Consider the following 17011-nt stretch of genomic DNA (forward strand, 5'->3'; position numbering starts at 1 on the left):
GGCGCGGTGCCCCATTGCCAAAAGGTGGTGGGGCGCTCTCTGAGAAAAGAGTGCCCTACCCGGTTTGTTAACGGTTGACGTTGCCCCTGAGCTGGGCCTCGAAACGGTCGGTATCTACCGCCGCCACCGACTGCAAGATGGTGCGGATAAACCAGATCGGGTAATTGGCGGCGTAGGTGTTGAACCGCAGCACGTTGCCCGCAGCCCACCCGGCGCCCCAGCCACGGCGGTCAAGCCTGAAATAGGGCTGGCCGTTGTTGGGGTTGATGGGTGAAAAGTCGGTATTCACGTCCCCCACCGCAATTTGGCCCACATGCTCGCCGACCAAAATAAACGTGGTGGAGGTCTGGAAGATGATGGCCCATCGCTCTTGCAGCGTCGCCCGGTTGGTCACCACGATCGGGAAGTCCGTATCGTTGTATTCCGCCGTGCAGGGGTCGCCAATCAGAAAATCAGACCAGTTATTTGTCCAGGTACGTTGGTCGAACAGCGCCCCATAACGGGCCCACAAGTCACCGATGATCAGGGCGCTGGAGACCAGGGTATCCGCCGCCTCATAGTTGTGGCTGAGGGGCCGAGCCAGGGTGATCCGGCCAGAAATCTCCACATCGGTGGCCAAGCTCATATCCTCGATCCGGTGAACCACGGTCAGCGGCTCTACATAGCCGGTCAGGTTCAGCGGGCTGGCCAAGGTCACCATCCCGCTGTTCATGTTGACGCTGTAAAGCTGCGGCGCCAGCTCCTTGCCGTTCTTGTCCTCCACCCGGCAATAGGCCAGCCGTTCGCGCCCGGTGTTGAGCTGCTGCCCCGCCTGTACACCCATAGGAAAGGCGCTGCGCTTGGTGGAATGCACCACCACGATGTAACCCTTGCGAATGAAGGGCACCCGGCCATCGGATGGCAGGCGCACCGGATCCAGCTTGATGAGATCCGCATCGAGCGGCAGATAGCTATAGACCACCGCATTAAACCGGATGGTGTCAGCCACCACCGACAAGGGGCGCCAGATCTTGCCATCGACCACCATATCCGGGTCGTACCAGGGTTTACCCTCGTTGCCCGCAGCCGTCACCAGGCGGCCAAAGCGCACCGATACCACCCCGGTCTGATAGTCCACCTTGCCGGTTACATCCTGGCTGGTGATGGTGCCATCGCCGTTGGCGGTCACCTCAAACCGGCGTCCGTCTGCGGTGTTGCCACTCAGGTAGAGGCTGGATGGGGCAATGGGTGCCCCCGGCGTCCTGAATGTCACCTCGTCCACCGTCTGGGCCACCAGGCTGGTGACCAACGAACTCAGGGCTGGCACGGGCACCGCGCCAGGGTTCCAGACCGTGACGGTCGCCTTGCCGGTGGCATAATCCAGTGTCCCGGCCTGCTCACCGGCCCCGGTGGCGGGGTCGATGTTGCGATAGAGGATCCCTTGCCTGTCCACATAGACAGACCCGCCCAGCGCAAAGCGCACTGAGTTGGCCAGGATCGCCTCGCCGTTGCGCGGGGTGATATCCAGCACCAGCGGGGTAGCCTTCACGGTGTCCTGGCCCGCTTGGCTTGCATTATTGCTGCGGTACTCCACCTCGACCCAACCACTGTCGTCCACCGGGAACAGGTAGGCGGCCTGCACATAGTAGATTTCCACCAGTGTCCAGCGCTGGCGGGCAATGGTGTTGCCGTGACCATCGCCATAGGTACCGATGGTGCGCCACTCATAGCGGGTTTTCGGAATGCCGCCCTGGCCATCCGGCTTGATGGTGATCTGGCCGGTGGTGTAGTTGACGCTGCCCCGTTCAACCCCTGCCGCATCCAGTAGCTTGCCCGCGCCGTTGTCGCGCACACTGATGATCGGGTCACGGGTAGCGATCACCAGTTCGGTGTCGTCCTTCACTTCCTCATAAAGGGCATTCCAGCGCAGCGAGACCATTCGGGGGGTCAGGTTTTGCTTGGCCAGCTGCATGGTGATCGTCCCGTCCGGGTTGCGGGCCGGGTAGTCAAAGCGTTGGGTGTCCGGGTCGCCGTACTGGTAAACAACCTGGTACTCCTGACCGCCATCGGGCAGGGTCGCTACCCGCAGGGCCAGATCGCCGGTCACATAATTGATGGTGCCGGTGGCATCCCCGGTCAGCTGACCCGCCCCGTTGTCGATGGCGGTTTTGGTCGCACCACCGGCTTGCCAGGTCAGGGTCAGGCTGTTGGGGGTGATCCCCTCATGGGCCAACTTATGGGCCAGCTGCACCGGATCCAGCACCATGCTGGCGCGGTTGAGGTAAGAGACCTTGGTACCCCAGCTGAACATGATCGCGCTGTTCACATCCGGCAGCGCCCCCAGGGTCAACACCACAGAGCCGGTGGTGAAGTTGAGCAGGCCAGAGCCATAGGATTTGTCCTGGCCAAACAACTCCCCGCGCCCGTTATCTTTCAGGTCGTACCATTTGCCCTGGGCCAGATAGCTGACGGTCAGCGAACCAGGGCAAGGGGTGGGCAGCAGGGTCGCGGTGTAGGCATAGCCCCGGTTGTTGGCGGCGATCTGGATCTGGGCCGTGTCAGCAATGCGCGATGGCATCACTGCCGGGCGAAAACTCACGGTTTTGCTGGCCGCGCCATAGTTCGGGCACTGGCTGTTGAAGGTCAGCAGGCCGCGCCCGTAGTCGATAGCCCCCACCACGGTACCGACCAGGAACAGCTCGCCGCCCTTGTCGGTGATCACCGCCGCACCGATGGTGACCGATACGCTGCCCGGCATGGCACCAATCCCTAGGAACAGCCCTTGACTAGGGCTGACCGGTGAGGTGGTGGTGAAGGTGTGGGGACTGCCCACCCCGGATTCCAGCAGGGCGCCCAGCTCACCGGCAGCGGTCAGATCCACCACCGGGGTTTCACTGCGGGCACTGGGTACCAGCTGGGTGAAAATGGTCTTGGCCTGCACCCGCATTGCCCCCAGCGCCGCATCCGCGACCAGCTTGGTGGTCGAAAAGTAGTTGGCGGCATCGGCCACCACGGTTTCCCGCAGGGTGGTCTTGGTGGTTGCCTGGTCATAAGGGCTGGGCTGCTCCCCTTCAAAGGTGTGGCGCAGCGGGTCAGTGATCACGCAGGTGACCACGTTGCGGGTGAACTCGCCCTGATAGCCAGCCACCCCGAACTTGCGCAGCTCGGCGGTTACCCGGTCAACCCGTACATACTGCTCAACCTCGTTCCCCTTCCCTTCGTTGCCGACCAGTACCAGCACCTCCCCAACCTCCGGCAACCGTACCTCTACCCGTTGCAGGATGCGGATCGCCCGCTGCCCTTCCAGCTGGGTATCGTAGAGCACCCCTTGCCACTTCGGGCCTCTGGCCTGATAGCGTTCCAGGGTGTTGCGGGCGTTGCCTCTGGTGTCGTTGTGGTCTTTGGTGGTCATCAGCGTCAGGTTGACGCTGGGGTCACTGGGCGGCAGCAGCACCATGGCATTGGCGCCATAGTAGGTGTCGGTGTCGTCCGTCTGCACCGCCAGAAACGCCTTGCGCATATTCACGGTGCCATAGGCCCGATCCATGTCGCTGACATCAGGGAACAGACTGTTATGGTTGCCGCTGATGATCTCGCGGCCAGTGATGCGACCACCGCCGTCATCGGTATCAACCAGGCGCTGGCTGGCCAACAACACGATATCGCCAGATAGAATGGTCATGGGGTTACCTCTGTGAGATTCAGGGTCAAGGCATAGGGGTCGCCCCCTTCCGGGTCGGCCATCTCGATCAGTGGCATGGCCACCACACCAGGGCGGCGCCACACCACGGTGCGAGCCAGGCCATCGAGCAGGGTCAACGTCATCAGCCGGGCCACCTGAGCCTCCAGCACCTTGATCTCCAGCACCTTGGCGCGGGAGCAATGCCCGCTCAGGGTCAGCGGTCGTCCCTCGGGCTTGGCGGTCTCCTCCACCAACAGGGCGCCGCTCAGGGTCGGGGTCACCACCTGCTCGACCGGCGCCCACTCGAACTCGTCGCGCCAGACCAGATCATCTGGTAGCAGCACGCTGTTTAAGGTCACGTTCATTGCCGCAGTCCTTGCTGTTTAAGAAGGGAAATCAGGGCATTCGCATTGGCCTCATCCGCCTGCAGTTCGGCCGAACCCCCTGCCCCTTTGAGCTCGATGGTGATCCGCTCGGACAACAGCCTGCGTGTCCCTGGGGTGTTGGTGCTGGGGGTAGATGGCGCGACAGCCGGGGCCGGTGGCTGGGCGGCGGCCTGATTGGTTTTGGCACTCTCTTTGGCCAACGCTTTGTTGAGCTCCTCTTTGAGGCGAGCCTGCATCGCCTCCATCTCTTTTTGGAACTTCTCGCCGTAATACTTGCTCCACTCGCTGTAGGCCGGAATATCCTTGACCTTCTGGCTGTAGCGGGCCAGTTCCTCCTCCACCCCGGCCAGGGTATTGGCCAGCCCCTCGGCATTACCGCGCAGGCTATTGATATCCACGCTCTTGTAGTAGAAAGAACCGGCGTTCACGGTACGGGTGATATCGCCTCGACCTCCGCCCCCGCCGCTACTGGCAAGGCTGGCATTGGTCTGCTTGGCTTCATCCTGTACCCCTTTAAGCCCCGCCCGCATCGCATCGGTGGCGCCTTTGGCCCGTGCGGCGGCCTCATCAAAACCATCACCAATGGCCGCGACGGCCTGCTTGGTATCGCCACTCCCCCCTTTCACCTTGGCCATGGCATCGGCTGCGATGGCCATCGACCGCGCCAGCGCATCCCCGGTGATCTTGCCCTGGGCGGCAAGTTGCTTCTGACGCGCGATCAACGCATCGATCTCGGCGGTGGTCTTGGCGCTGTTGTAGGCACTGGCCAGCGCCTCCTCGATGGCGGCGCTACTGGCCCCCGTGTGCGCCACCAATACATCCAGGGCGCCGATGGTCTTCTGAAAGCCCGCACCGATACGGCCATTGGCCCGTTCGAAGTCCAGCCCCAACGCCTCAAACGCCTTGGCCAACTGGGCCGGGCCATCGGCGGCGGTTTGCTTGGCCACCGCATTGATCTCGGCCAGATAATCACGGGAACTCTTGGCCTCATCACCCAGCGCTTTAACGGCTGCGGCGCCTTGTCGCCAGCTTCCAGTGGCCTCGTCGTAATGCACCTTGCCCTCGGCGACTAGGCGATCGAGATCCGCCATGCTGGTGATGGCAAACCCCAGCTCCGTTGACAGGGCGGCAAACTGACCATTGAGGCGGGCCTGAGTCTCGGAGCGCAGCCCCTGCGCCTCCCGGAGTGCCAGCTCAGCCTGCACCAGCTGGCGCAGGGCAGAGGCAAACTGGGTGATCTGGATGATGGACTCGACCGCCATGGCGGCCAGCAGCCCCTTAACGGCAGCGCCCAGTGCCCTGACCCCAATGGCAGCTCCTGCTGCTGCCGTGCCCGCTGTCGTCATGCCGCCTGCTGCTGTCGCGGTCGCCGCGGGTATGGCAATAAACTGGGCGTAGAGGCTGCGCAGATCACCAATCCAACCCGCGATTTTCAGGCCGACCCAAGCCTGAGCCAGCACGGTCAGCGCGGTGCGCCACTCATAGAGGGTCTGGATCAGTGACTTGAGGGTTTCCCCCATGGTGATAAAGCCATCGGAGAGGCGCTTGGCCCACTCCTGCAGGCGGCCATCCCTGGCCATCGCCTCAAATTCGGCATTAAGGTTGGCCAGCTGGTTTTTGAGCCAGGCCAGCGCCCCGTTCTCGGCCACCATCCGGTAAAACTTGGCGAGGTTGTCCTGGGCATTGGAGATAAGCCCGGAGAGCAGGCTCATGTTGTCGGCAGCCGCACCGCGCGATTGGGCTGCAATCTCGTTCATCAGGGCAGAGATGGTCTCGCGGCCCAGCTTGCCCGCCTCAGAGAGCTTCTGCAGCTCGGCAGTATTCTTGCCCGTCACCTGCTCCAGCATCTGCCAGACCGGCACGCCTCGCTCAATCAGCTGCAGGATCTCCTCACCCTGCAGCTTCTGCTTGGCCCAGGCTTGGCCAAGGGCCAGGGAGATGCCCTGCACCTCTTCAAAACCGCCGCCCAACTTGAACGCCTGATCGACAATGCCCTGCATGGCCCCCGCCATGGGGTCGATGCCGAACGCCTTGAGGCGCACGAATACCTGGGTGACTTCACTAAGCTGCAGGGGGGTGTTTTTGGCAAAGTCCTGGATCCAGGCTGACGCCTCTTTGCCACCTGCAATCGACCCCATCACAGCCTTGAGCTGCACATCGAGGCGCTCTGCCTGATCGCCGGTCTGGAACATGGCGAGCAATTGGGTAGTCAGGGTCTGGATACCGAACCAGGTACCCGCCAGCGCCACCAGGCGCCCGGTCAGACTGCCGATGGCCCCCTGCAAGCTACCGGCCTGCTGACTGCCGTGGCTAAACTCGCGCCCCAGCCGTTCGGTCTGGGCGACACTCTTGGTCAGCTCACGCTGCAGGCGCTGCTGTTCCTGGGCAAGGTTCTTGGTATCGAGCCCGGACTGCTTGAGCCCTGCATGCAGGCGGGTATGACTGGCTGACTGAGCGACCAGCTGGCGCTCCAGCTGCTTGACCTCGGAAGTCAGCAACCGCTCTTGTTCGGCCAGCGCCTTGGCATCACCGGCGCCTGCTTGGCTGGAGCGGCGCAACTGCTCCAGCTTGTCACGGCTGAGCACGGTCGCCAGTTCGAGCTGGGTCAGGGCGGCCTTTGAGTCATTGAACTGCTGGATCAACGCCTGCTGGCGACTTAACGCTTCGAGGGTTTGCGCCAGTTGCGCCGTTTCGGCGGCCGTCTCATCCGAGATCGGGCCCAGCTCCTGCACCTCACCCACCAAGGCGGCCAGGTCTTCCCGGCCGGTGACCTTGGCAGCCAGCTCCAAGGCTAGTTTCAGGGTGGTAGAGGTGGACATGGGGCATTCCGATCAGATTCAGATATGCCCTATTGTGAAGAAATGGCAGAATAGGAGGGTTTATGGCTAATTACTGAGAATTAATGAGGGAATAATGAAGCTGATAGATAATATGTCGCTTAAAACGAAATGCTATCTTGGTGGACTCACAGCTGCAGGGCTGCTGACTCCTTTCATTTTCTACTTTTATATTTTCGGTCCCCAGTCAGGCTATAGCCTCGCTCGTAATGATCAAGCATGGGCTAACTTTGGCAGTTTTATTGGAGGCACTCTCGGCCCACTACTCTCTGCTTGCGCTTTCTACGGCGTTTGGGCCACTTATAAAGTACAGCGAGAACAACTGACCATAGCTAAAAACCAAGGCATTTTAGATGAGCTGCAGCGCTTAATTAGCAATCAGCATCAAACTATAGAACTTATGTTACAACAATTAGTGTACTGTTCTTTTCCTTTGGAAGACACACGGAAGATGACAATCCAAGAATACCTTTTAATGTTTATGAACTTAAAGTCAAAAACAAATGAAAGCCTTAGTCCTATCAGAGCAAATAATATAACCCATCGACTTAGCTGCATGGATGATGTTTTTCCATACAGAGAAATAAAAGAGATCACGAAGATACTAATAAATACAGATGAGATTTATGAGGAATATCTCTCATGCGGAGGGTCATCGAAAGTACTAAAATTCTATGTCAAAGAACATCGACTACTAATTGACTGTATCATTTCAACCACGAAGTTCGCTGATGATTTATTGTCACTAAAAAAACGGCAAAATGAATTTTTATAAATATTGAAAAATACGCCCCCAATATGTTACCAGATGCATAGACAGCAACTAAAAAAATGATATATTACATTTATGACTTTATATCAACTGGCACTTTTAAAACTCTATAATAAATCTGGAGTCTATCTATATGGATTATTCAGCCCTCATCGCATTCACTACCTTCATTGCTGGGGTTCTTTTGAACCCAGTAATAAAAAAGTGGGATTATTTATTAAACACCAAACAACACAATGAACGCCTATACATAGAGATTGAGGATTGCTGTTCATATCTCGAAAATATAATAATAAGTCATTTTGATTTTTTGTATCATTTGGAAAAAAACAAAAATGAGAATGGTTTGATTAACTTAAGCAATCCGATAGTAGTGCCTCTGGTTGAAAAATATGACACTCAATTCATTCATACTTTTTACTGCGAAGCATTAAAAATGCTTAATCCAGCGCAAAGAAACACTATCAAAATAATTGATGGTTCTGTCCTAATGTTGGTTGAACAGTCAGAGTCTTTGCGTAGAGACATTCAAGATGAATGTTATTACAACACTCGTTCTATCAGGAATATAATATCTAAATCGTGCTATGTATATTACCACTTGCATAGAATGAAAATTGAGAAGGAACGTTATACTGGTAGTTCATCACTAAATTCTTTTGATTCAACAAAGCACGTGCTGCTTGCCTTTGGCTATTCAATGGAGTCCATTGAGATTGCGAACCCTCTTAAGACAATGTTGTCTAAGGAACAAATAGATACCCTATCAAAAGCAAGTAATCAAACTCACTCTATTTCAGGTTAAGGCTATAGATACTATTAATTGATAGATATCATAGAAATCTCGAGACAATATAAAATAGCATGACGGCGGGCTCCTCCCGCCGCTTTCCGTTCTCTTTGTCTCTAATCTACGGCTAACAACCTTCCCACTTTTACAAGTTAACTGTCATTTCTGACAGTGGCAAGTTGGCCTAGACGGTCAAAACTTAGATTTACTTGTGTTGAAAGGTATGGGCGGAATGCATCAATTTGGCATCTGGCATGAAGGGGGGCACCACACCATACAAGGGCTGCCAATCCTGAAACATCTACTGCGCTCACTCCATGGCGATGTGATGGTGCGCTATGTGTGTCGTGCCGATACGCCTTGCACCCTGTTTCTGACCATCAAGGATGGCGTGCCATATCAGAAATTTAAGGAAGGCACTCCGCCGCTGGACTGGCAGTGGTTAGAGCAATCCATCTTGCCCCTTTCTGCCTCATCTCAACCACTGGTCATGATTAAGCGACTGGCATTACGCTAAGCCTAAGCCCCTTCTTATCTGATCACATCAGCCAACTGTTCCCAATCGCGAGATCCAAGGTAAGCTTAGACTTTTGGAGCTGAGCATGAGGTATTCCTGTCAGGTAAAGATATACCTTATTATAAATAAATGGCAAAATGGATAGGTTTATGCTGAATCACGAATAAAAGGTCCGACATGGTAAAAATTGCATTCAGAGCTCTCATTTGGCTAACTCTTTTACTTCTACTTGTAATGATAGTTTTTTTTCCTCTTCACTTTTACTATTCGGAGTTTGGCCTTTTATCAAAGTATAGCTTTCAGAATAACCAAACATGGGGAAATTTCGGCAGCTTCATTGGAGGAACAGTCGGCTCTGCCCTATCATTTTTCACTGTCATTGGAGTCCTGTACACTTACAATTTACAGCAAAAACAACTGGATATTGCTAATTCACAGAAGAAGCTAGGGGAACTACAGCCCTTACTGAACTCTACTACACTAAGAATAGATGCCATACTAGACAAAGATGTCGACGACATAATCCATAATATTATTCCTTGTGAAAAGAACAGGAAGATATGGAGTGTATATTTTTGCTTGATGTATTTTGGCGGCAATCGAAGTGGCAAAGTCACCCAGAATGAAATTGATGCTATAAAATCAAATCTTAAAATTGAGATTGCTGTTTTATGCCAAGAAGCCGAGAACTTGTCTTATTTGATAGAAAAGGTAGAACTTATCACTAAAGATGAAACAACTCGTGAATTTTACAACTTTAGATATGGTCGAGCATTTAAAAACATGTACGATACCAACTGTGATATTCTCGAGAGAACGATATATATCTTTGGACTAGATAGAGATCAATAAAACATCAAGCTTCTGACCAATGACTATGAACGATATGAAAAACGGCGGGCCTCCCCGCCGTTTTTCATTCCCCTTCCCCACCCCAATCATCACACCGTCACCGGCCGATCCACATAGAAGGGGGCGGTCTCGCCATCCACGGCCAGCAACTCCCCTTCCAGCTCGATCTCGATGGGCTTGTCGCTCATAAAGTCCACCGCCTTCTTGGGGGACAAGCTGGCACGGGGCACCGTCAGTTTGATGGCCTCGCCGCTGACGATACTGCGGCCATCGAGCAGCAGCCGCGCCTTGATCTCCGGCTGGATGTTGCCCGCGATGCGGGTACCGGTCACCGCGTTATAGGTACCGCTGACCGTCAGGCTGCCGCCATCTGCCACCGAGCTCCCCTTGATCGCCCGTACCAGCCCGAGCGCATAGTTGACCTCGATATCGGTACCCACCACCAGCGCCGTGGCCCCTTCCTTGATGGCCAGACCGGTTGCGGCAATATTGCTTTTGCCCAGCTGGGCCCACTTCGGCCAGGCGGGCAGGGTCACCGGCAGATCGGTAAGCGTCCCGGCCCCCTGATTTATGGGGCTCTCCAGACCCATAAAGGCGGCAGCCAGCAGCACGGGCGGGATCTCGGTGGTCTTGATGGTGACCATGGCGGGCTTGGGAATGTGGTAGTTCTCCCGCGCCTGACCGTATTGCCCCTTGCGCTTGCTGGGAATGGAGATCTTCTGGCTGTCGGGTTTCACTTCCAGGCTATCCACATCAATGGGGCCAATCACCCCGCCCGAGACCCCGTTGGTAAAGGTCTCGATAAAGAGATCCCCTTCCAGGTGCAGTGTTTCGCTCATCATCGCTCTCCTTTGAATTTCACTCGGGTAGTAAAGGCAAGCGGCAAATAAGCCGCACCGCCGCTGTAACTGGGTTTGACCGGTGGGGTGACCCGGCGAAAGGTACTGTCACCACATGCTCGCCCACTGACGGCCTGCAGGATGCGGGCAAGCCACACTCCGGCACTGACCTCCTTGGGGCTGGCACGATGCACAAGCACCAGCAACCAGAGTTGATCAAAGCTGCTGGCCCGGCCTGACTGGGAGCCTTCGCTCTCACGTTCGCCCTGATAGACCACATGCACCGCCGGGCTGTGCTGGCCCAGATTGGCGATGGCCGCCACATCGGTGGCCACAAACACATCCTTGAGCCCCTTGGCGATCAGGGGGGCCAGCAGCTCACGCAGCCGCTCGCCCGCCTGCAGGTAGTCGAGTTCGGTACCAGACTGGTTGGCGGGCTGGCTCATAGAAAGCCCCCCTTGTCGCGCCCCTGACTTCGGCCAAAGATGCGCCCATCCGACTGCAGTTGAGCCAGGTTCTGGCTCTCCAGGGTGGCCCCATCAGATGCCAACCCCAGCGCCAGCTCCCCCTTGCCAACCAATTTCAAAAAGGCCAGAGCCGCCTCGTTGCGCTTGGCTATCTGCTCCGGTGCCTGTTCACCATAGAGACGGTGACGGGCGATATCGGCGCAGATAGGTACCAGGGCACTCGGGATATGGGCCAGCGGCAAGGGATAGCGACCCGCCAGATAGCCATCGATCAAGGCACCTGCATCCTGCAGGGCGAGGCGCAAGGCCACCTCGTCCAGCTCACCGGTCGGCGTCATACTCAAGCGCAGCAACTCAGCCTCGCCAAAGCGGATCACCATGTCATTGACGCTGGCGTACATATCACTGCTCTCCGTTCTGGCCAGATGACGGCTCATCCTTGACCGGGTATTGCACGTCGGTCGCGGCGATCGCTGTCACCAGCTCTGCCTTCTTGAGCTTGGCCGCATCCGGGATACCCATCTGCACCGCCAGATCGCGCAGCTCATCGACCTTCATCTCGGCCAGCGGCGTGACCTTGCCAGCCAAGGTGGCAACCCCTGCCAGATAGCCCGAACCGGTCAGGACGCCCAGTGTTGCGTCCAGATCCCCAGGCGCCGATGGTGCATCACCTGCCTGAAGGCTGGTGTCTTCAGCCAACCGGACGACCACCAGACGCGGGTCGTTCTCCAGGGTCGCGCACTGCTCAGGCGACACAACCATCTCAGACTTGCCCGGTACAATCGGCAGGCCCGCGCGAAAATAGACCTGACGAACTGTTGACCCTGTTTGGCAATAAATCCCCACTCGAATAGCCAGTTCCATCTCTTGTTCCATCTCATGTTTTCCTCGTCGTATCTGATAGAGAGGCTGTTTAAACCGGGGGTTAAACAGTGCCTGGCAGCTGTTTAACCCCGCTTTAAACAGGCATAACGCAGGGTTAGAGGTAGTCAGCCACCACCAGCTCCAACTTGCCTTTCAGCTCGTTGCTGCTGCTGTTCGACAGCTCTCGCTCCAGCATCTGGGTAGCCAGCTTCTCAAGGGAGGGGTGTACCACCAACATGGTGGCCTTCACCCCGAGCTTGCGGCCGCCATCAGCCTGAAACTCCCGCATTTTGGAGAAGGAATCCCACAGGTTGTCGGGGGTCAGCGCCCGCTTGTTGGCAAAGGCCAGCTGCCAGAAGCCAAAGCCTGCGGCATCACGGCAATCGACCCCGTAACGGAACTCCTTGCGGGTAAACACCGCTTCGTCATCGATCTTGGTCATGGCAATCAGCTGCGGTGACTTGCGATCCTGGAAGATGACCGGCTTGAGGGCGCGGCTGGTATCGAGCAGGAACCAGGGCTCCCCCTGATAACCGGCATCCACCACCACGTTGGCAGTCAAGACAGGGGTACCGGTGCCATCGGCCTTGGGATAGACCGGGTGATCGGTGTCGAAGAAATACTGGCCGTCATAGCAAGGCGTGGTGAAGCCAGCACCGAGCAGACCGAAACAGAGCTCATCGGGGTGAATGCCCGCCGAACGGCCCATCTCGGCAAACATCGGCGCGTAGATACCCAGCTCGTCATCTTCGATATCGTTGCGATCGACCGCCACGGTGGCCTCGAAGTCTTCGTTTACGATCTGGTAACCGTGCGCCTTCATCGACTCGATCACCCGATCACCGACCCACTTGCGCAGACTGGGGAACTTGCCCAGCCAGCCATAGGTGTTGGACTTGGTGGTCGATTTGATCACGGTGGCGATCTTGGTGTACTGGGCAGGTGCTTCACCCTTGGCGTCTTCAAAGTTCTTCTTGAAGCCGGTGAAGAGGGCCTGCAACAGCGCGGGAGTAACAATGGCCATACGGGTGTTCCTTCTCTGGTTAAACAGGTTGGTCTGGCGGTCGCGTTCGTCCGATTACGCCGCTACGCGGCTAAGCGAATCTACCGGCCTTTTGCCTTGGCAAACTCTTCATAGGAAATGCCGAGCTGATCGGCGGCATACTTGTCATCCGCCGAGAGCACTGCCTCTCCCTTCTTCTCGGGCAGGGTCACCTGGGTGGTCTGGCTGGCGGCCAGGGCGGCAATCGCCGGACGGGGCTCCAGCAACGCCTTGAGGGCAGCCACCCCTTTCTGGGCGGCATAGGCGGTCAAATACTCCTCTTCTGCTGCCACCACCTTGCCCTGGGTACGGGCTTCCTTGATCAAGGTCGCGGCATCCGTGGTCTCAACCTTGGCGCTCAAGGTGGCGACTTCCGTCACCAGGGCGTTATAGGTCTCCACCGGTACATACTTGGCCAGGTCAATCTGGCCACCCTGCCCTGTGGCGACGGTCGCCTTGAGCGCAGCCAGCGATGCCTTCTCGGCAGAGAGTGCCGCCTCCAGCTCCGGCGCGCTCGCAGCGCTGGCCTGCAGGGTATCCAGAGCTGCCAGAGCGGCAGTCCCCTGCTCGGCGGTAAACTGGCCATCGGCACCCGGCTGGATGCCGAGTTTGCCGAGCAGCGCGATCAGGTGTTCGTTCATGGATTTCTCCTGTTGTGCAACATGGGATGAGGTGGCCAGCTGGCCGGGTTGGATAGACATATGGCTTGAAACGGGTAACGCACTCAAAGCGGCAAGCGCCTGCATGCCCACCACACCGGGGTCATTGGTAATGGCTGTCATCCGCAGTTCCAGCGGGCGGCCCTGAGCGTCATAGGGGAAGACGGCAGAAAGGAATCGATACTCTTTGGCAGCCACCAGGGCGGCAGCCCGCTCCGTCCAGCGCGGCTTAATAAAGAGCCCCTGCCCTTCGCGCCATACAATCTCGTCGGCGTTGTACCAACCGGCCGCAGGGGCTGGCTGGCCGTTCTGGTCAGTCTTGAGGGTCTGGTGGTCGTAATCGATCAGGATGTCTTGCCCGAGCGCTTTGGCACGGGCAATCAGGGCTGCAGCGATCTGCCCGTCCAGTTGCCAGTGACCACTCGCCACATCGAACGGACGACCATCACGGGCCTTGAACGGGCCGACAGGCAGCAGCTGGTACCAGCCATCGCCTTGGGGGGTGAGCTGCGCATCGAGCACCGCCAGCCGCTCCCCGCTGACAGGGTTGGCTTGGAGGATAGCCACGAAAGGCGCTGAGTATGGGGTCTTGGATATGTTCATGCCGCCATAGTGCGGCGGCATGAAGGGGGATGGGGTTTATGGTAGATTAATGCTGTAAACTCTAGCTCTTATATAACCAGCTGAGGATGAAACAATGAGTAATTGCTATATATGTAACACTGAGCTGGCCGGTAAGAATGTAACTGAAGAACATATTATATTGAATGCATGTGGGGGAAAACTTACATCCAAGGATTTAATATGTGTCAAGTGCAATTCTACCTTAGGTGAGAGGTATGATGCGACTCTAGCATCACAACTCTTATTTTTATCTAATTCGTTCAATGTAAAAAGACATAGAAAGACTGTCCCTAATATTGTCGCAACAGATATAAACACTGGAATAGCCTATAATATCAGGCCCGGTGGTTACCCTGAGCTAAAAGTACCAAAAATCAAAATAGAGAATTCTGACAAGGAAGTGACTATAAATGTCAACGCTAAAGACAAGAAGCAACTAGAACAAGTGCTTTCTGGCCTCCAAAGAAAATACCCACAAATCAATACAGCAATGCTTGAATCAAAAATAAAAAAAGAATCAGTGTATCTTAATGACTCTCTTCGGATTAGTTCTAGCGTAGGGGGAGATGATACCTTCAGAGCAGTATGCAAAGCAGCAATAAATTTCTATATACATTCTGGTGGTGAACGTTCATTTATACAACACCTTCTTGGTTACATAATTGGAAATGATGAAGTGGATTGTGTATTTAACTATCCATCAGATATGGTCATGGGGTCACTATCAGAATATGAGATAGCACATTTGATTCATTTACGAGGCTGCCCTCAGACAAGATTACTATACTGTTATATAGAATATTTTAGTGCTCACTGTTTTTTGATTATATTAAATGATAATTACACTGGAACTGCTCTCAACAAAACATATAGTCACAATATTGTTACAGACTTGGAGGAAAGCAAAGACATTCCATTATTAATTGACAGAGATACGATTCCAGCATCGTGTGAACTTGACGATGCAACTGTTTGCAAAATTCGTGAGCGACTTATAAGAGCAAATTCGATATCAAGTATACTTCAGAATAAGAAACACTTTGACGATTTAATAAAATCAGCCACAAATGAATTTTTTAGCATGTATCCTGAAGGTGCTATTTTGACGGAAGAAATCAGAGACTCTTTGGTAACATCTATTATGAAAAGATTGATACCTTATTACCTTAGACATCTTCAAATACCATTTCCTGTCCAATACTACAATGATGAACAATCAACCGATTAGTGTTTAATGGTGTTTAAATCTCTCTCAAATGCAGCTAAAGCATGTGCCCCACCTAGTGGGATGGGGCAGCTATCCAAAACGTCTACACCTTAGCCTTGTCAGCTAGTGACTTCACTATGATATCAACGGGACTGTTAAAGGAGGTTTCGGCAATCATGCCGGTCTGAGAAGTTCGGAACAAAGCTTCCAATGCCAGATGGCGATCCTGATCGGACTTGAGCTTGCCTTCATTAAGCAAGGCTAAGTAAGTTTTAACCATAGTGACCCGTTCCTCCGCCTCAAGGCTAAGATGGGAATAGGTGTTGAATTGACGTAATGCAACTCTGATAATAACAGCCATCAGGGTGACTACAAGAGCGGCTCCTGTAGTGTTAAATACCAGATGCTCCATGCCACTACTTATCACAGGAGTAACAGATTGGAGTTTATTAACACCTGCTGTGCCAGCCTCCCCCACATCAGCCAACTTTGCAGATATACCAATAATACCTCCTTTTGCATAGTATTTTGCCAATAAATAAAAGGTAGCCCCCACAGATCCTCCAATTCCAAAAACAAACCATATGAAAGCTTTTCTATTATTTCTGGTTTTTTTTGAATTCCAGTAAGTTACTGAAGCATCTAAATCGATCTGCTCATGGTATGCAGCTGCTGCTTGGCTTATATCCAGTTTGGACTCATCGAAGATTTTCTTTGCAAAAACCCTAGTTTTATTAATTCCTGACAAGCATCTATAGCTCCATCTTTTTATTTTTTCTTTTGTTTTTTTGTGGAGTAGTTCATGCTTGTTAACTATTTCAGAGAGTTTATTGCTATAGTCCTCTACTGATTGGGAGAGATCTTTTTCCACTGATTCTAATGTAGACATAAATTGTCTATGTGAATTTTCAACAGAGCTTATATATGAAGAAACTTGGTTTATACAAAGTTTATTGCCAAATGAAAGAACCAAACTAACTGCAAATGAATTTTGAGTAGAGAATATTTTCATCATTTCCGCACAATGACTGTTACGCTGACATTCCGTTGACAATCCATTATGGGTTAGATCCGTGATATGAATCAGCGCAAACATGGCAATTATATGACCATATTCACTCTCTAGGGACTTAACAAACTCCCCTTCAGGGGTGAATGAGTAAATAGGCAACCATTGATGTTGCCTATTTACCAATATATCCCACTGACTTTTAGCATTACCATCATTAATTTCTATCAATAAATTGTTAATACAATAAGACCTCACGAAGTCTTGCAGATGGTTCAATGGATAATCAAATCTTCTATCTGTCCATTTCCAGAATTCTCTCTCCCCTCTAATGAAATCGTTATATTGGTCAATTGATGAAAATACTTTCTCACCTCTTCCATTACCTAGCGGAACAGAAATTTTAGTATCAATACTTTGTTCGCTCATCATGCACCAGCCTCAATCGAATTCTGGATATGATGACATTGGCACTAGCTAGATCT

15 protein-coding genes are annotated in these 17011 nt (G+C 54.0%); 5 read left to right on the forward strand and 10 right to left on the reverse strand.

Annotation, left to right across the window (positions count from 1 at the left end):
• Positions 1-67 precede the first annotated feature (67 nt).
• The 3 genes from AB5Y76_RS17295 to AB5Y76_RS17305 are packed head-to-tail and all read right to left on the reverse strand — an operon-like array spanning position 68 to position 6866.
• Positions 68-3661 (reverse strand): curculin (mannose-binding) lectin protein, encoded by a 3594-nt coding sequence (locus tag AB5Y76_RS17295; protein ID WP_368177775.1) that lies wholly within the window; start codon positions 3659-3661, stop codon positions 68-70.
• Entirely contained in the window at positions 3658-4026 is a 369-nt protein-coding gene (locus tag AB5Y76_RS17300; protein WP_016350137.1) for a hypothetical protein, read from the reverse strand. The genes AB5Y76_RS17295 and AB5Y76_RS17300 overlap by 4 nt, the downstream gene beginning before the upstream one ends.
• A complete protein-coding gene (locus tag AB5Y76_RS17305; RefSeq protein WP_368177776.1) occupies positions 4023-6866 on the reverse strand; it encodes a tape measure protein in 2844 nt (947 codons plus the stop codon). Before AB5Y76_RS17305 ends, AB5Y76_RS17300 begins: the two co-directional genes overlap by 4 nt.
• 94 nt (positions 6867-6960) lie before the next feature.
• Between AB5Y76_RS17305 and AB5Y76_RS17310 the strand changes: the two genes are divergently transcribed.
• The 4 genes from AB5Y76_RS17310 to AB5Y76_RS17325 all read left to right on the forward strand — a co-directional run bounded on the left by AB5Y76_RS17310 (position 6961) and on the right by AB5Y76_RS17325 (position 9815).
• The gene (locus tag AB5Y76_RS17310) at positions 6961-7659 is read left to right on the forward strand and encodes a hypothetical protein (protein WP_368177777.1); all 699 of its coding nucleotides are present in this window, start codon (positions 6961-6963) and stop codon (positions 7657-7659) included.
• A gap of 130 nt (positions 7660-7789) precedes the next feature.
• On the forward strand, positions 7790-8461 hold the full coding sequence (locus AB5Y76_RS17315; protein ID WP_139747531.1) for a hypothetical protein: 672 nt from the start codon (positions 7790-7792) through the stop codon (positions 8459-8461).
• A gap of 217 nt (positions 8462-8678) precedes the next feature.
• A complete protein-coding gene (locus AB5Y76_RS17320; protein WP_368177778.1) occupies positions 8679-8963 on the forward strand; it encodes a hypothetical protein in 285 nt (94 codons plus the stop codon).
• A gap of 177 nt (positions 8964-9140) precedes the next feature.
• Positions 9141-9815 carry a hypothetical protein gene (locus AB5Y76_RS17325; protein ID WP_368177779.1) on the forward strand — a complete coding sequence of 225 codons (675 nt, stop codon included), beginning with the start codon at positions 9141-9143 and terminating at the stop codon, positions 9813-9815.
• Positions 9816-9904: 89 nt separating this feature from the next.
• On the opposite strand, the gene AB5Y76_RS17330 is transcribed toward AB5Y76_RS17325, so the two are convergent.
• From AB5Y76_RS17330 to AB5Y76_RS17355, 6 genes are all read right to left on the reverse strand, one after another.
• Entirely contained in the window at positions 9905-10654 is a 750-nt protein-coding gene (locus AB5Y76_RS17330) for a hypothetical protein (protein ID WP_368177801.1), read from the reverse strand.
• Entirely contained in the window at positions 10654-11100 is a 447-nt protein-coding gene (locus tag AB5Y76_RS17335; protein ID WP_368177780.1) for a hypothetical protein, read from the reverse strand. The genes AB5Y76_RS17330 and AB5Y76_RS17335 overlap by 1 nt, the downstream gene beginning before the upstream one ends.
• Entirely contained in the window at positions 11097-11522 is a 426-nt protein-coding gene (locus tag AB5Y76_RS17340) for a gp436 family protein (protein ID WP_368177781.1), read from the reverse strand. The genes AB5Y76_RS17335 and AB5Y76_RS17340 overlap by 4 nt, the downstream gene beginning before the upstream one ends.
• Position 11523: 1 nt before the next feature.
• Positions 11524-11997 carry a Rho termination factor N-terminal domain-containing protein gene (locus tag AB5Y76_RS17345; protein WP_368177782.1) on the reverse strand — a complete coding sequence of 158 codons (474 nt, stop codon included), beginning with the start codon at positions 11995-11997 and terminating at the stop codon, positions 11524-11526.
• Positions 11998-12100: 103 nt separating this feature from the next.
• Positions 12101-13009: a Mu-like prophage major head subunit gpT family protein gene (locus AB5Y76_RS17350; RefSeq protein ID WP_368177783.1), complete on the reverse strand. Its 909-nt coding sequence runs from the start codon at positions 13007-13009 to the stop codon at positions 12101-12103.
• Positions 13010-13089: 80 nt separating this feature from the next.
• Positions 13090-14310 carry a phage protease gene (locus AB5Y76_RS17355; protein WP_368177784.1) on the reverse strand — a complete coding sequence of 407 codons (1221 nt, stop codon included), beginning with the start codon at positions 14308-14310 and terminating at the stop codon, positions 13090-13092.
• Positions 14311-14383: 73 nt separating this feature from the next.
• Between AB5Y76_RS17355 and AB5Y76_RS17360 the strand changes: the two genes are divergently transcribed.
• Positions 14384-15538 (forward strand): HNH endonuclease, encoded by a 1155-nt coding sequence (locus AB5Y76_RS17360; RefSeq protein ID WP_368177785.1) that lies wholly within the window; start codon positions 14384-14386, stop codon positions 15536-15538.
• A gap of 82 nt (positions 15539-15620) precedes the next feature.
• Here the strand turns inward: AB5Y76_RS17360 and AB5Y76_RS17365 are convergent, their stop codons facing one another.
• Positions 15621-16958: a DUF6161 domain-containing protein gene (locus tag AB5Y76_RS17365; protein ID WP_148610706.1), complete on the reverse strand. Its 1338-nt coding sequence runs from the start codon at positions 16956-16958 to the stop codon at positions 15621-15623.
• Positions 16959-17011: the final 53 nt, after the last annotated feature.

The organism is Aeromonas sp. R1-2 (assembly GCF_040908505.1).
Classification (GTDB): domain Bacteria; phylum Pseudomonadota; class Gammaproteobacteria; order Enterobacterales; family Aeromonadaceae; genus Aeromonas; species Aeromonas veronii.

Coding starts and splice junctions, on each gene's coding strand:
- AB5Y76_RS17355 (WP_368177784.1), bottom strand. CDS start 14,310: ATGCCGCCGCACTATGGCGGCATGAACATATCCAAGACCCCATACTCA.
- AB5Y76_RS17305 (WP_368177776.1), bottom strand. CDS start 6,866: ATGTCCACCTCTACCACCCTGAAACTAGCCTTGGAGCTGGCTGCCAAG.
- AB5Y76_RS17345 (WP_368177782.1), bottom strand. CDS start 11,997: ATGGAACAAGAGATGGAACTGGCTATTCGAGTGGGGATTTATTGCCAA.
- AB5Y76_RS17310 (WP_368177777.1), top strand. CDS start 6,961: ATGAAGCTGATAGATAATATGTCGCTTAAAACGAAATGCTATCTTGGT.
- AB5Y76_RS17335 (WP_368177780.1), bottom strand. CDS start 11,100: ATGAGCCAGCCCGCCAACCAGTCTGGTACCGAACTCGACTACCTGCAG.
- AB5Y76_RS17295 (WP_368177775.1), bottom strand. CDS start 3,661: ATGACCATTCTATCTGGCGATATCGTGTTGTTGGCCAGCCAGCGCCTG.
- AB5Y76_RS17300 (WP_016350137.1), bottom strand. CDS start 4,026: ATGAACGTGACCTTAAACAGCGTGCTGCTACCAGATGATCTGGTCTGG.
- AB5Y76_RS17315 (WP_139747531.1), top strand. CDS start 7,790: ATGGATTATTCAGCCCTCATCGCATTCACTACCTTCATTGCTGGGGTT.
- AB5Y76_RS17340 (WP_368177781.1), bottom strand. CDS start 11,522: ATGTACGCCAGCGTCAATGACATGGTGATCCGCTTTGGCGAGGCTGAG.
- AB5Y76_RS17350 (WP_368177783.1), bottom strand. CDS start 13,009: ATGGCCATTGTTACTCCCGCGCTGTTGCAGGCCCTCTTCACCGGCTTC.
- AB5Y76_RS17320 (WP_368177778.1), top strand. CDS start 8,679: ATGCATCAATTTGGCATCTGGCATGAAGGGGGGCACCACACCATACAA.
- AB5Y76_RS17330 (WP_368177801.1), bottom strand. CDS start 10,654: ATGAGCGAAACACTGCACCTGGAAGGGGATCTCTTTATCGAGACCTTT.
- AB5Y76_RS17360 (WP_368177785.1), top strand. CDS start 14,384: ATGAGTAATTGCTATATATGTAACACTGAGCTGGCCGGTAAGAATGTA.
- AB5Y76_RS17325 (WP_368177779.1), top strand. CDS start 9,141: ATGGTAAAAATTGCATTCAGAGCTCTCATTTGGCTAACTCTTTTACTT.
- AB5Y76_RS17365 (WP_148610706.1), bottom strand. CDS start 16,958: ATGATGAGCGAACAAAGTATTGATACTAAAATTTCTGTTCCGCTAGGT.